This is a genomic window from Arthrobacter sp. R4, from assembly GCF_051365025.1.
Lineage (GTDB): Bacteria > Actinomycetota > Actinomycetes > Actinomycetales > Micrococcaceae > Arthrobacter.
The window spans coordinates 83,940-97,905 of record NZ_JBLWIJ010000035.1 but is presented as its reverse complement, the minus strand read 5'-3'; the positions used below and the strand labels follow the sequence as shown (position 1 = coordinate 97,905).

Genomic DNA, 13,966 nt, shown 5'->3' with positions numbered 1-13,966 from the left:
GACTTTGGCATGATGGCCCGCGCCTTCGGCGGTTTCGGGGTCACTGTCACCGAAGACTGTGACATTTCGGCGGCACTGGACGCCGCCTTGGCGGCCATTGATGAGGACGGCGTCTTTGCCCTCATCCACCTCGTTGTGGAACAGCGCGTCAAGGCTTACTGAGGGCAGCCTGAGCCAGCAGCGGACGACGGCGGGACATCCCGCCGTCGTCCGCTGTTCTTTGGCCCCGGTCTAGTGGTCCAGGCGGCCAGCTTGAGGGCCTGCCCGTGTGAGGTCATTCGCCCGGATTCGTGGCTTGGGCAAGGACATCCGGGCTAAGGGCCAGATCGGCGTTGAGGATTTCGAAACCAAGAATGTGGCCGTCTTTGTCCACATCGATCACAACTTGGCCATCGCCGTCTGGAATGTCGATGGGACCAACCTGGCGCACCGACGAACCGTCCTCGAGAGGCCCCAGCAATGAAACATAAGCAGCCCGTGCCTCTCGGTCGTAGGAAATTCGCATGGTTAGGTCACCCCTTGGTCACTGTAATGATGTTCCCTGTCCGGTTATCTACGATCACCCGGAGGCAACGCGTTGTGCGCCCATCAGGCAGTGGCTGACTGTACAACGCACCATTCGTTGCCTTCCGGATCCTGCAGCACTTGGAAGGTGCCCGCAGCAGTTACGTGGATAGTGCCCACTCTGACAGCTCCGAGAGCCTCGGCGGCGGCGGAGGCTGCCGGCACGTCGTCAACATGCACATCAATATGGAGACGGTTCTTCCCCTGCTTGGTCTCGGGCACTCGCTGGAAGGCCAGGCGGGTCCACCCCGGGGGATCGATGAAGGACCACGCATCGTTTCGATGTACTGGCTCGCCACCTAGGACCGAGGACCAGAACTCCGCGAGTGCGGCGGGCTCCCGGCAATCCACGACGACCTCATCAATGCGTCCAATCATTCCCCGAGCCTACCGCCGGACAACGTCGACATCATTGCGTACGACGCCTTCGGGTTCCGCTCCCGGCTGTCGCCTCGAGCCCAGCGATAACCTGGGCGTTGCGGCGATCAGGAGAGCGGCGACGGCCACGGCGGCGCTCAGGATCAGGCCCGGCCGGTACTGCTCCAGCATCGCGGCCGCATCAACGGCGGCACCTGCGTTACCGTGACCGCTCACCATTGCCGTCGTAACGGCCAGCACCAGTGCGGCACCGACCTGGGTGCTGGTCTGGATCAGGCCCGCGGCCGGGCCTTGCTCGGCATCCCGGATGCCTGTGGTGGCCTGGACGTTGATGGACGGGAAGGCGAGGGCGAAGCCGACGCCCAGCAGCACGACGGACGGCAGGATGTCGGTCACGTAATTCGGCGAGGTGCCCACGCGAAGGAACAGCACGTATCCGAGCGTCAACGCTGCCAGTCCGGTCAGGATCAGCCGCGGGGCGCCGAATCTCTCGATGAGCCGGTCCGCGAAGGGTGCGCTCGAGGCAACCAGCAGGCCCGCCGGGAGCAGCGCCAGGGCCATGCCAAGAGGGCTCCATCCCAGTACGGACTGCAGGTACAGCGTCAGGATGAACTGGAAACTCAGGTAGGAACCGAATAGCCCCACGGCACTGAGGTTGGCCCGGGCAACCCAGCCTTCCTTAAGGATGCTGAACCGGATCAGGGGGTGCCTGACGCGGTTTTCGATCACGGCGAACGCTGCCAGCACCGCCGCGGAGACTGCGAATCCGGCGATAGTTGCCACAGATCCCCAGCCGTTGTCCGGTGCCGCTACCAGCGTGTAGACCAGGCCCAGCATGCCGGCCGCGAGCGTGATGGCGCCCCAGACGTCATGCCCGCTCTGTTGTTCTCCGTCTGCCGCCTGGCCTGCGGTTCTGTCCCGCGGGATGTACTTCAGGCCAAGAATCACGACGGCGACTGCCACCGGAACGGAGACCAGGAAGGTCCAGCGCCAGCTCAGGGAGGTCATGAGGCCTCCCACAACAAGGCCGAGGGAGAATCCGCTGGCGCCGAACGTGGTGAAGATGGACAGGGCGCGGTTGCGTGCGCGCCCCTCAGCAAAGTTGGTGGTGATGATGGAGAAGGCGGCGGGGGCCGTGAATGCTGCGGCCAGGCCCTTGATGAAACGGGTGGCGATCAGAAGGGCGGGGTCATCCACCAGCCCGCCGAGCAGGGATGCTGCGGCGAAGACACTCAGTGCAATCAGGAAGATGCGCCGGCGGCCGAGCAGATCCGCCATCCGTCCGCCCAGCAGGAGCAGGCTCCCGTAGCCGAGCACATAGGCGGAGACGATCCACTGGAGGGATTCGGTTCCGAGATGAAGTTCGGTGCCGATCGAGGGCAGGGCCACGCCGACCATGGAGACGTCCAGTGCGTCGAGTGCCAGGACGGTGCACAGGACCAGGAGGAGCATCCATTGTGCGCGGGTCCAGCGCACAGCTGTAAGCCGGTCTCCGGCTGATCTTTCTAGGGTGGAGGTTGAAGTCATGGCTACAACTTATATGACGCGTCATTGAATGACAAGGAATATTATGACGTGGACTTTTTGATGGGCTGTGAACTAGAATCGCTGCATGGCAAAACCGCAGGACCAACAGCTGGTTGAGCAATGGCGCAGCATCCAGACCACGTACTTCCACACCGCCGGGGCGCTGGAGCGTGCGTTGGAGGCGAAGTTCAGCATTGGCCTGACAGAGTTTGAAATCCTGGACCTCGTGGCCGAAAACACCGACGAGGCCTGCCGGATGAAGCAACTTGGTGAGCGCACGCCCATGACCCAGAGCGCCATGTCCAAGGTGGTGGACCGTCTCGATAAAGCCGGGCTCATCTCCCGCCATTCCTGCGAAGATGATCGGCGCTCACTGTTCCTGGAACTCACCGATGCCGGCCGCGCACTCCACCGGGAGGCCGCCGTCGAACACCGTGCCCTGCTGAGGGAAAACCTGGGTAAAGACTAGGCGTCCGTCGCCGGTCGAAAGTCGCCGGTCGAAAAGAGACGAATTACCGCCGGTGCGCAAGCCGCAGATACGCCGCAATTAGACGGGGGACAACGGCATATACCGCGACGGGAACCACGACGAGCGTGACCGCGAGCGCCCTGAGCGCAGGTGGCCATGGCTCGATCAACGGTGCGAGCACCCATTGGCTGAGCACCACGAGCGGGAAAATCGCGGCCCACGTGATGGCGGCCCGCTCATGCACCGTCGGCGATGCGGGTGTCCGGGCCGGGGTTTCTGTGGTGGCGTACATGGCGGGCTCCTCTCGGTCTGCATGCCCTCCTGATGCCCTTCATCGTAGGTTTCGGGGGCTGGCCGGGACATCCGGGCGGCTACTCAAGTGCCTACTCATTTGGGGCTGGACACCCTTCTTCCGCCCCGCAGATACTGATGGCATGGCCAGGAGAACCCTTCCCGCGGCACCTAGGAAGCGTGTCCCCGGGCGTCTCCCGGCGTCTGCCAGCAGCTTCGTGGGCCGCGCCGCCGAGCTTGCCGCCGTGGCCGACGCTCTCCTGTCGAGCCGCCTCGTAACTCTTGCCGGACCCGGCGGCGTCGGGAAGACCCGCGTAGCCCTGGCCGCGGTGCAGGCCGCCGGGGACCATCTTGGCCAGCCGGTATTCGTCGACCTCACCCGCATCCCGGAAGGAGCCCCGGTGGCGCTCGCGGTCGCGGAGGTGTTGGGCCTTCGCGGCGTCAGGAGGGAGAGTGCCTTCGATGCGATTCTCTGGTGGCTCGAGGGCAGAGGGCGGGTGCTCCTCGTATTGGACAACACGGAGCATGTCCTCGAGGATGCGGCTGCCTTAGTTGCCGAGCTCCTCGAAGGGACCGTGGACTGTACCGTCCTGGTCACCACTAGACAGCCCCTCCACATCGCGGGGGAGCGGATTATCCCGGTGGGGCCCATGCTCGACGACGACGCCGAGACTCTCTTCTGGGAGCGCACACTGGCCGTTCGACCGTCGCTTTTGGACTCCCCGGAGTCCCGCTCCGCGTCCCGGGAGCTGTGCGCGCGCCTGGACCGGCTGCCGCTGGCGGTGGAGTTGGCAGCCGCCCGCATGTCCGTCATGACGCCGGAGGAGATGCTGCCACTGCTGGAACGCCGCCTGCGTGCCCTTGGATCCGGATCTGCCACCGGGCCGGCCCGCCATCGCAGCCTGCGGGCGTGCATCGCTGCGAGCGTGGAGGCGCTTGGAAAACGCGAGCGCGCCGCGTTCGAAGCATGCACGATCTTCGCCAGCCCGTTCGATGCCCGGGCGGCGGCCGCCGTCGCGCGTGCATCGCTGGAGGACCTCGAAGACCTCGTGGCCCGGTCACTGCTCCAGCCCTCCGTCGACGGGGCCGGCCACACGGTCTTCCGCCTTCTCGAGAGCCTGCGCGAGTTCGCCCGCGAGGGGCTCGACGCCGGACGCCTCGAGGACGTGCAGAGGCGCCACTTGGCTTGGATCGCGGAAGAGTTCGGCGCCGACCGGTCATTGAGCGTGATGGAGAGTTCTCGCAACGGGCAAGCAGTGGGTCGCTTGCCAGACCTTCGGGCGGCGCTCGACTTTGCGTTCGTGGCCGCACCTGCCCAGGGGCTTCAGATCGTGGGGGCGACGCGGGAACTATGGTTCCGCAATGCCCAGGACGAGGGGCTCTCCCGGGCCCTCGGACTTCTGGAACATTATCCAGTCCCCGATGAGGCGCGGGCCGCAGGGCTGGTAACCGCTTCCCTCTGCCACACGACGCGGCAGGAGACCGAAGCCGGGAACCGGCTGGCTGCGGAGGCGCTCGCCATCCTCGAACGGGATTCGCTGGAGGCAGGGTCCGCCTACTTCTATCAGGCCATCGCCCGCTGTCTTGCCAAAGACATCGAAGGTTCAGAGGAGTCCTGCCGGGCGGCCCTGGATGTATTTACGAGGGTCGGCGATGCGGCCGGACGCTCCAGAGCCATCGGGATGCTGGGGATGGCGGCAGTATGGGCCCATCGCGACGAGGATGCGATCGGCATCCTCCAGGATGCTGTGGACCTTGCCGTGGATGCCGGAGACCTCTGGGCCCAGGGGCAGAGCCTCACCTATCTGGGCCTCGCCGAGTCGAATTTGGGCCACGCCGCTGTGGGCCGGGCAAGGCTCTTCGAAGGGGTGGACGCCTTCGCCCGGGTGGGCGACATTTCCTACCGCGGCGTCGCGCTCGCCCGCCTCGCAGCGCTGACTGTGACGAGGGATCCGACGACGGCCGTGCGGGCGGCGGCAGCGACCACGCGTCGGGAGGGGGCCGGCGGGAGGTTCCACGAGATCGCGCTTGCAGACTTCGCCCACGTCCGGTCGACGGCGGAACTCTTGCTCGGGCCGCACGGTTTCGCGGTCGCATGGGAGGCCGGGCAGAAACTCTCCTTCGCGGAGGCCGCGGCGGAGCTCCGGGCGGTCGACGGCGGGCTGCAGCCAGGAATGCTGACAGCCCGCGAACTCGAGATCGCCGAGCTGGTGCGCCGAGGCCAGGGCAACGCGTCGATCGCGAGGCAGCTCTCGCTCTCTGCCCGCACGGTCGAGAACCACGTCGCCCATGCCCTGACGAAGCTGGGGCTGCACAGCCGTGCGGCCTTGGCAGTCTGGGTGGCGGAGCACCGGAAGCCTGACTGACGACAGCTCACCGCTTTCGTGCCGAAGTCGAACAGGGTCCGTCGATGCCGCTACAAAATCAGTAGGACAGTGGCGGCGGGTTCAGCGACATGATGAAGAATATGATGCCGAACGCGCCGGGAAATGCCAGGATCGCGACCGAAATGATGCTGAGGATCCGCGCAGGGCTGTCCAGTTTTGAGGCCGGGCGCTTCAGGAAGGCCAGAACCACTGCGATCACGCTCGGGACGATCAGAAAAGCGCAGGCGTAGAGCACCAGGAAGAAAGCCCCGAAACCTTCTGGGCCTGTCTGGCTGAAGAGAAATCCCAGAAACGGGATGAGAACGACAAAAGGCACAGTGGCCAGGATGATCGATGTAAGACGCATGATTCCCCCGAATTCTTAGCAGTCCTCACACACTCTATTCCCTGCCCGACTGTCGCTTCGCCGTCGTCATATCCCAGCGGCTGGCTAGGCCGGGGCCAGCGCCCGCACCGAGTTTCGCTCCACGGTGGGGCAGTAGATCTTCTCCGGACCGCTGGACTGTGGTTCGTCCAGGCCCAGCAGCATCCTGACTCCCGCTGCGCCTAGTTCGTAGTGGGGGAGGGACACGGTGGAGAGTGGAGGCCGCAGGTGGGCAGCGATCACTTCCTGGTTGTCGAATCCCACCACTGCTATGTCGTCGGGGATGGAGAGGCCTTGCTCGCGCAGCCCGTCGTACAGCCCCATCGCCATTCGGTCGTTGTAGCAGTACACGGCCGTGACGTCGCGTTTGAGGAGTGCCTCGGTTGCTCCGTACCCGCCTTCCTGGTCTGGATAGGCCTCCATGACCAGGTCCTCGTCGAATGTGATGCCTTCAGCTTCCAGCGCTTCCCTGTAGCCCTGGAGCCTGCCGTCCTTCGCCGGGGCGGGGATGGTGGCGTTGATGAACGCGATCCGGCGGTGGCCGTGCTTCAGCAGGATCTCTGTGGCTGAGCGGCCGCCCTGGACTTCGTCCGGGACCACAGCCCGGGCGCCCGGTTCTTCGGCAAAGCAGTTGACCAGGACGAAGTCCGATTCACGGAGCGAGTCCGGAACGTCTGTGGGCCGGTGGAACCAGGTGGAGTAGAGGATGCCGCGGACCTTGTACTCGAGCATCATGGCGATGGCGTCGGTCTCAAGCTCGCGGTTGCCTTCGGTGTTGGCGATGAGGAGGGCGTAGCCATGTTTCCAGGCTTCGTCCTGGGCGCCGTGGATGATCTGGCCGGCGAACGGGGTGGTGGCGATCGCGTCGGCGACCAGTCCGATGAACCTGGAACTGCCGCTGACCAGGTTTTGGGCCATGGCGTTGGGCCGGTAGCCCAGGTCCCGGATCGCGTCGTGGACCCGTTTGCGGGTTTCGTCGGAAATCCGGGCGGCCTTTTTCTTGTTGACGACCAGGGAAACAGTGGCCGTGGAGACGCCTGCGGCTTCGGCTACCTGGCGCAGGGTGACGGGCTGGGCACGGCGGGCCTGCTGCAAGGGGGCAGCCGCCGACGGCGTACCCGAAGTGTTCTCCTGCGAAATCATCTGCCCTCCGTCAGGAGTATATCGGCCTGTCATCCCTTGCTCGCCCCGCTTTCCAGGCCCTGGATCATTGCCTTGTTGAGGACGAGGAAGACCAGGAGCAGGGGTGTGATGGTGACGCAGACGGCGGCGAAAGTGGCCGTCCAGTCCGTTTTGCCCATTGCGCCGATATAGTTCTGCAGGCCCAGCGGGATGGTCTTCAGCTCCTCGGAGAGGACGAACGTGTTGGCGAAGATGAAGTCGTTCCAGATGAAGATGCTGTTGACCAGCACCACGGTCACCACAGTGTTGACCGAAAGCGGCAGGGTGATCAGCCCGAAGATGCGGTACGGCCCTGCGCCGTCCAGCGACGCAGCCTCATACGTTTCCCGGGGGATGTACTCAAAGAACGAAGAGAACAGGTAGATCGACATCGGCAGGGCGAAGCCGGCCAGGGGGATGATCATCGAGGGGTAGGTGTCGAGCAGGTTGATGCTGGAGTAGTCGATGAAGAGCGGTACGAGTGCGATCTGCACCGGCACGATGATGCCGATCAGGAACAGGCTGCGGACGATCTTGCTGAACCGGAAGCCGAGGACCTGCAGGGCATAGGCGGCCATCATGCCAAGCAGCACGATCAGGAGGTTGGCGCCCATCGTGACGATGAAACTGTTCAGGATGTTCATTCCGAGGTTGCCGGTCTCGAAGGCGCGGGCGTAGTTCTCGAACGTGATCGCCTTGGGAAGCGCGAAGGGGTCGCCGGTCGCGAAGTCGTGTTCGGTGCGCAGGCTGGTGATGAACAGCCAGGCCAGGGGGTAGACCTGCACGATGACGATGAGGGCAATGATCACCCTCGAGAGTGTGCCGTGGAGGCTGGGCGGCCGCCGTCTGCGGAGCGGCGGCCCGCTCTCTGATGGCGCTGCCACGGGCCGGGTAACTGGAGCTGCTGGCGCGGTCATGCGTCCGCCTTTCGTTTGAGCATGAAGAGGATGAGTCCGACGGCGACCAGGCACTCGATGACGATGAAGACGGCGATGGTACTTGCGTAGCCGAAGTCGGTACTGGTGAATGCCGTCTTGTACATGTATGTGGTCAGCAGCTCCGAGGACTGTCCGGGGCCGCCGTTGGTCATGAGGTACGGGATATCGAATCCGCGCAGGCCGTAGGTCGTCGCCATGATCGTGGTGGTGATCCAGACGGGCATGATGTGAGGGAAGCGGATCTTGGTGAAGAGCTGCCACCGGGAGGCGCCGTCCAGGCGGGCGGCTTCCTCAAGTTCCTGCGGGACGGACAGCAGGGCCGCATAGATGATGAGCATGTAGAGTCCCGTGAACCGCCAGCCCTCAGGGGCTGACACGGCAGCGAGCACGGTGTTGATGTCCGAGAGCCAGGGGCGTTCAAGGGCGCCGAGGCCGATCCAGTGCAGGAGCTGGTTGAGGAGGCCCACCGGTTCGATCGAGTAGATCCGCACGAAGAGGAACGCGATGGCCACCGTGGAGATCACCGCCGGCAGGAGATAGAGCGTTTTGATCAGCTCGCGGCCGCGTCGCATCGACGTGAGGAGGCTGGCCACAAGCAGCGCGCCGCCGAGCTGCAGGACGAGGCAGATGGCGAGATAACCGAGGGCGTTGAAGAAGGAGCGCCAGAAGATGTCGTCTGCGGTGAGCATCCGGACGTAGTTTTCGAGCCCCACGAACTCCATATCGCTGATGCCGTTCCAGGAAAAGAAGCTCAGGAACAGCGACTGCAGGATGGGGAACAGCACGGCGACGCCGTACAGCAGCAGGGGTGGGAGCAGGAAGACCAGGACTGAGAGTCGTGACCTGTTGGGAAGCATGGCTGGGCCTTTCGGGTGGGGGCCGAAGCCCCCACCGCTGTGATTACTTGAAGAACTTCGGGGCGTTCTGCGCGATGGTGCTGTCCATCGTGCTGGTGAACTGTTCGGGGGTGATGTTGCCCTGGACGAGGAGGACGAGCTCCTGCTGCAGCCTGCCGTTGGTGGTGGGGTCGAGCTGGGTGTCCCATGGCATGGCCTGCTTGTCACCGAGGTCGTTGGCCATCTCCAGGGCTTTCTTGTACAGCGGGGTTGCGTTCGCCGGAACGGCGGTCTCAACGTTGGTGGTCGGCGAAAGCGCACCGGTGGCTGCGTACTCGGACGGGTACTTCGCCAGGGCAAACTTCAGGAAGTCGCTCACGAGCGGGTCGTACGTCTTGGCGTTGACCGCCATTCCAATGCCCGACGGCGAGACGAACTCGTTTGCCGCCGTGACGGATCCGTCGGTGGTTGGCAGGGTGAAGAAATCGATGTCATCGCGTACGGCAGGATTCAGCTTGTCAGTTGCCAGGCTTGGCAGCTCCCAGGTACCGATGTTGTACATCGCGGCCTGGCCTGAAGTGAACTGGTTCTGTGCATCGGAGTAGCCCTGGGAGGAGAAGCCGTCCTGGAAGCACTTGGCCTTGCCAAGCGCAGCCAGCCATTCGACGGTCTTTTTGCCTGCCGGGTCGGTAAATTTCGCTTCGCCCTTCTTGAGCTTCTGGATGAACTCCGGCCCGGCTTCACGGAACGGCTGGTAGGCGACGTACCGTTCCAGCGGCCACTGGTCCTGGCCGTCGATGGCGATGGGGGTGATGCCGGCTTCGCGCAGGGCCGTGCACATGGCGGGGATGTCATCGAGTGACTTCGGAGCAGACACGCCGGCCTTCTGCAGGAGTGCCTTGTTGTACCAAATGAATTCCAGCTCGAACTGGAACGGGATCATGTGCAGGGACCCGTCGTCGAAACGCTGGTAATCCAGTGCGCTGGGCCGGTAGTCGTCATAGACGTCCAGGGACTTGAGCAGCTTTTCGGCGTCGACCATTTTGCCTTGCTTCGCCAACTGCTGGGCGAAGGGAGTGGCGTCGGTGTCGAAGAGCTCGGGAAGCTTGTTCGCGGCGGCGAGGGTCTCGAGTTTCTGGATGTAGGAGGGCCGGTCCGGGGTAGTGATCAGGTTGAGCGCGAACCCCGGGTGGTCCTTGGCGTAGTCTTCGGCGAGCTTCTTCATGATGTTGATGACGGCGCCGTCGGCTGGCCGGGAGAGCAGCCACGAGATTTCCCGTGGCTTGACCTCTCCGGTGGGACTGACGTTGGAAGGGTCAGTGGTTCCTCCGCCGCCGCATCCTGCGAGGGCGATGGCAGCGGCAGCAGCCACGGCGGCCGTGAATAGCTTTTTCATAAAAATCTCCTTTGATTCGGGTGAAAAAATGCGGGTGTTTAGTTGTCTGTGCGCTTGCGTATTTGAAGGTCGGTGAGGGTGGCGGACCCTTCTCCGGTGAAGACGCCGATCCGTCCCGCCGGGAGGTCGTAGATCCTGGTGCTGAGGGCCACCTGACGGTCCAGGACGGCTACGCACAGGTCCCCCTCCACGATGAGTTCGAGGGTATGTTCACCGGGAGCCAGGTCGCAGGCACGTTCGAGTTCGATCTCGAACGGAACGTCACCGGAGACATGCCACTGCGCGTCGCCGGTGACTTTCCGGGGCCACCGGTCGAACACCATGCGGCCGCGCTTCGGTTCCAGGCGGAGAACGTAGGATTGGTCCCCGTCCTGGCTTGAGCGCAGTAACAGCCCGCATTCGGTGGTGCCGGGTTCGATGTCCAGTACCGCTGTGGCGTAGAACTGAGCGGGCAGTACTTCGTCGGAGATGGTGGCGGCATATCCGTCCGGCGCTTCCAGCCGTGCGGGCAACTCCTTGTTTAGCGATACCGGGACGTCATCCCAGAAGCTGTCAACGAGTTCGTCGGCGAAGCCGAATCCCAGCGTTCCGTCGGTGTTTTGCCGGGCTTCCAGGACCGACATGGTGCCGGCCCACTGCCAGGGCCCGTCGTCGGCATTGCCTTCTTTGCTGGCGATCCAGCCGAAGAAGAAACGGCGTCCATCGCGCTCAGCGGTCTTGGATGCGTAGAACGCACGGCCGTCCACCGAGTCCAGGTTTGGTACTGTCCACGGGCCGTCGGGGCTCTTGGCCATGCGGTAGCGGGTGGTGAATGATTCGGAGAACTCCGAGTAGACCATGTACCACCAGTCGCCCCACGCGAAGACGTCCGGGCATTCATGGGTGATGTAGCGCCGGGGGTCCCAGAACGGTTCAGTGTGCTGCCACGTCAGCAGGTCGTCGGAGACGCACTGGGCAATGACACCCCGACGGCGTTCGGGCCCCGCGGAGTGCCGGGCAGCCAAAAGCATCCGCCACTGGCCTGCGGCCTCGTCCAGGAAGACGAAGGGGTCCCGCCAGTCGCCGGACTCGTAGCCGTCCGGGGCACCGAAGGTCAGTTCCGGGTGCTTCACCCAGGTCTGCATGCCATCGGTGCTCGTGGCTTGCATCACGAGCTGAAGAGGCGCGCCGTCCGGTCCAAGGTTGCGCGGATTTTGACCCGTGTAGAACAAATGGTGGATGCCGTCCGCGTCGACGACGACGCTGCCCGTGTAGGCGTTGAAGTCCAGGTCCGTTTCGCTTCCGTGCTGGAGTGAGACGCCCTGGTCCTCAAACTGGGTGAGGTCTTTGGTGGTGACCAGGTTCCAAGAGGTTCCCGGCTTCGGGTCTGCGCGGACCTCGTGCAGGTAGAAGAGCCAAAACTCCCCGTCCTTCTCGAAGGGGATGAGGTCTCCCACCCAGCCGTCGGCGGGTTTGAAAAAAACTGAGCGATTCATCGGCTCGGATGTCCAATCTGCTAAAGCGTTTAACCACCATCAGCATAAGTGTGCCGCGTCACATGATCAAGCGTTTTAGCAAACTTTCTCCGGTGGCCTATAAATGATGGCTCTTGACAGGAAAGCTGAGTGTACTCATAATTGAGTGTATTCAGTTATCTAAGCCAGCAAGGAGCAGGAAGCATGAGAGCGTTCGTCGTCGAAAAGTACAAAGGCCCACTGCAGGAAGCGGATGTCCCGGAGCCCACCGTGGGGGAGCGGGATGTGCTGTTGAAGGTGCAGGCCGCGGGTCTCAATGTCCTTGATGAGAAGATCCGGGCGGGCGAGTTCAAGCTGATCCTGCCGTACCGGCTTCCTTTGATCGCCGGAAACGATGTTGCCGGAACCGTCATCCGTGTCGGTTCGAAAGTACGCGCGTTCAAGCCTGGCGACGAGGTTTACGCACGCCCCGACCAGGGCCGCATCGGCACGTTCGCGGAGCGAATCGCCATTACCGAAGCCGATCTTGCGCTTAAGCCGGCATCAATCAGCATGGAGGAGGCGGGCTCGCTTCCACTGGTCGCACTGACTGCGTGGCAGGCGCTCGTCGAGCGAGGCGACGTGAGGCCCGGCCAGAAGGTCCTCATCCACGCCGGCGCCGGGGGCGTCGGATCGATTGCCATCCAACTCGCCAAGCACCTCGGTGCAACCGTGGCAACCACAGCAAGCGCCTCGAATATTGGTTTCGTACGCGAGCTCGGCGCCGACACCGTCGTTGACTACCGCAGCCAAGACTTCGAACAGCTCCTGAGCGGCTACGACTTGGTGCTGGACAGTCTCGGCGGCGAAAATCTCGAAAAGTCCCTGCGCGTGCTCAAGCCCGGCGGCAAAGCCATCGGGATTGTTGGACCTCCAGACCCGGCTTTTGCCCGCGAAGCCGGCCTGAATCCAGTTATGCGCCTGGCCGTCAGGGGCCTGAGCGCTGGCATCCGGCGCCAAGCCCGGAATCTGGGCGTCAGTTACGAATTCCTGTTCATGCGCGCCAGCGGCGACCAGTTGCGGCAGATCACTGCCCTCATCGACTCTGGAGCGCTGCGCCCCATTGTTGGACGGGTTTTCCCCTTCGACCAGACCGTCCAGGCTGTCCACGGCCTGGAAAAGGGCGGCATTCGCGGCAAGGCCGTCATCAGCATCCCCTGAGCAGAAAACCGGGCAGCGGAACCATCCCCTGCTTCGCCAGATGAGCAACAACACAACATAGGAGAAGCATCATGATCAGGCACGACACCTTGAACGAACCCGTCATCACGTCCTACGCCAAAGCGCCGTCCCGCATCATCAGAGCCGGCGGCGTCAATTATGCCTACCGGGAGCTTGGGCCCAAGGGCGGCATCCCCGTCGTCTTCTTCGTCCACCTCGCGGCAACCCTGGATAACTGGGATCCACGCATCGTGGACGCCATTGCGAAGAACCACCATGTGGTCACGTTCGATAACCAGGGTGTGGGCGCCTCCTCGGGGCAGGTGCCCGACAGCATCGAGGCGATGGCGGATGATGCCTACAACTTCATCGAGGCGCTCGGATTCGGGAAAATCGACATCTTCTCCTTCTCACTCGGCGGCATGATTGCCCAGGCCCTGGTGCTCAAGCATCCGGACCTCGTGCGCAAGCTTGTCCTCACCGGCACCGGTCCTAAGGGCGGCAAGGACATGGACAAGGTAGTCGGGACCACCTACTACGACATCATCCGCGCCGCCCTTACCCGGTCCGACCCCAAGGAGTTCCTGTTCTTCAACCGCGACGCAGCGGGCAAGCGGGCCGCGAAGGAATTCCTGGCGCGACTGGAGGAGCGCACCGCCGACCGCGATCTCCCGATCAAAGTCAGGGCATTCCAGACTCAGCTGGAGGCCATCAAGAAGTGGGGGCGGGGGGCGCCGGCAGACCTTTCGAAGATCACCCATCCCACCCTGATCGCCAACGGGGACAATGACCGGATGGTGCCATCGGTCCTCTCCGAGGACCTGCACCGACGCATCAACGGCTCCGAATTGATCATCTACCCCGGTTCAGGCCATGGAGGTATCTTCCAGTTCCACGACAAGTTCGCACCGGTAGCGGCAGAGTTCCTCGCCCGCTGATCTATCGTTGCGACGGAGCCGTCTTCAGATGCCATGCGAAGATGAGAGCAGTATCTGAGCAGC

The 13,966-nt window shown here is 63.6% G+C and carries 14 protein-coding genes; 4 read left to right on the top strand and 10 right to left on the bottom strand.

Annotated features, from left to right (window positions below; genetic code table 11):
* Positions 1 to 274 precede the first annotated feature (274 nt).
* The 3 genes from ACLKOZ_RS20005 to ACLKOZ_RS19995 all read right to left on the bottom strand — a co-directional run bounded on the left by ACLKOZ_RS20005 (position 275) and on the right by ACLKOZ_RS19995 (position 2,469).
* Positions 275 to 505 (bottom strand): DUF2283 domain-containing protein, encoded by a 231-nt coding sequence (locus ACLKOZ_RS20005; protein WP_436477702.1) that lies wholly within the window; start codon positions 503 to 505, stop codon positions 275 to 277.
* 83 nt (positions 506 to 588) lie between these two features.
* The gene (locus ACLKOZ_RS20000) at positions 589 to 942 is read right to left on the bottom strand and encodes a VOC family protein (RefSeq protein WP_436477700.1); all 354 of its coding nucleotides are present in this window, start codon (positions 940 to 942) and stop codon (positions 589 to 591) included.
* Between the two features lie 9 nt (positions 943 to 951).
* Positions 952 to 2,469 carry an MFS transporter gene (locus tag ACLKOZ_RS19995; protein ID WP_436477698.1) on the bottom strand — a complete coding sequence of 506 codons (1,518 nt, stop codon included), beginning with the start codon at positions 2,467 to 2,469 and terminating at the stop codon, positions 952 to 954.
* A gap of 85 nt (positions 2,470 to 2,554) precedes the next feature.
* Here ACLKOZ_RS19995 and ACLKOZ_RS19990 point away from each other — a divergent pair, with 85 nt between their 5' ends.
* Positions 2,555 to 2,938, top strand: coding sequence for a MarR family winged helix-turn-helix transcriptional regulator (locus tag ACLKOZ_RS19990; RefSeq protein WP_436477696.1), 384 nt, complete (start codon positions 2,555 to 2,557; stop codon positions 2,936 to 2,938).
* Between the two features lie 43 nt (positions 2,939 to 2,981).
* Here the strand turns inward: ACLKOZ_RS19990 and ACLKOZ_RS19985 are convergent, their stop codons facing one another.
* Positions 2,982 to 3,230, bottom strand: a complete 249-nt coding sequence (locus ACLKOZ_RS19985; RefSeq protein WP_436477694.1) for a hypothetical protein — start codon at positions 3,228 to 3,230, stop codon at positions 2,982 to 2,984.
* Positions 3,231 to 3,372: 142 nt separating this feature from the next.
* On the opposite strand from ACLKOZ_RS19985, the gene ACLKOZ_RS19980 reads away from it, so the two are divergent.
* Positions 3,373 to 5,595, top strand: coding sequence for an ATP-binding protein (locus tag ACLKOZ_RS19980; protein WP_436477692.1), 2,223 nt, complete (start codon positions 3,373 to 3,375; stop codon positions 5,593 to 5,595).
* A gap of 58 nt (positions 5,596 to 5,653) precedes the next feature.
* On the opposite strand, the gene ACLKOZ_RS19975 is transcribed toward ACLKOZ_RS19980, so the two are convergent.
* From ACLKOZ_RS19975 to ACLKOZ_RS19950, 6 genes are all read right to left on the bottom strand, one after another.
* Positions 5,654 to 5,962: a hypothetical protein gene (locus tag ACLKOZ_RS19975; RefSeq protein ID WP_436477690.1), complete on the bottom strand. Its 309-nt coding sequence runs from the start codon at positions 5,960 to 5,962 to the stop codon at positions 5,654 to 5,656.
* An 84-nt stretch (positions 5,963 to 6,046) separates the two neighbouring features.
* Positions 6,047 to 7,123, bottom strand: a complete 1,077-nt coding sequence (locus ACLKOZ_RS19970) for a LacI family DNA-binding transcriptional regulator (protein WP_376047851.1) — start codon at positions 7,121 to 7,123, stop codon at positions 6,047 to 6,049.
* A 29-nt stretch (positions 7,124 to 7,152) separates the two neighbouring features.
* Positions 7,153 to 8,058 carry a carbohydrate ABC transporter permease gene (locus ACLKOZ_RS19965; protein WP_436477688.1) on the bottom strand — a complete coding sequence of 302 codons (906 nt, stop codon included), beginning with the start codon at positions 8,056 to 8,058 and terminating at the stop codon, positions 7,153 to 7,155.
* Positions 8,055 to 8,936 carry a carbohydrate ABC transporter permease gene (locus tag ACLKOZ_RS19960; protein WP_436477686.1) on the bottom strand — a complete coding sequence of 294 codons (882 nt, stop codon included), beginning with the start codon at positions 8,934 to 8,936 and terminating at the stop codon, positions 8,055 to 8,057. The genes ACLKOZ_RS19965 and ACLKOZ_RS19960 overlap by 4 nt, the downstream gene beginning before the upstream one ends.
* Before the next feature lie 43 nt (positions 8,937 to 8,979).
* Positions 8,980 to 10,311 (bottom strand): ABC transporter substrate-binding protein, encoded by a 1,332-nt coding sequence (locus ACLKOZ_RS19955; RefSeq protein WP_436477684.1) that lies wholly within the window; start codon positions 10,309 to 10,311, stop codon positions 8,980 to 8,982.
* Between the two features lie 38 nt (positions 10,312 to 10,349).
* Positions 10,350 to 11,786 carry a family 43 glycosylhydrolase gene (locus ACLKOZ_RS19950; protein ID WP_436477682.1) on the bottom strand — a complete coding sequence of 479 codons (1,437 nt, stop codon included), beginning with the start codon at positions 11,784 to 11,786 and terminating at the stop codon, positions 10,350 to 10,352.
* Positions 11,787 to 11,969: 183 nt separating this feature from the next.
* Between ACLKOZ_RS19950 and ACLKOZ_RS19945 the strand changes: the two genes are divergently transcribed.
* Together ACLKOZ_RS19945 and ACLKOZ_RS19940 are read left to right on the top strand one after the other, a co-directional pair.
* A complete protein-coding gene (locus tag ACLKOZ_RS19945; RefSeq protein ID WP_436477680.1) occupies positions 11,970 to 12,965 on the top strand; it encodes an NADP-dependent oxidoreductase in 996 nt (331 codons plus the stop codon).
* Between the two features lie 71 nt (positions 12,966 to 13,036).
* Positions 13,037 to 13,903 carry an alpha/beta fold hydrolase gene (locus tag ACLKOZ_RS19940; RefSeq protein ID WP_337352415.1) on the top strand — a complete coding sequence of 289 codons (867 nt, stop codon included), beginning with the start codon at positions 13,037 to 13,039 and terminating at the stop codon, positions 13,901 to 13,903.
* Positions 13,904 to 13,966 lie beyond the last annotated feature (63 nt).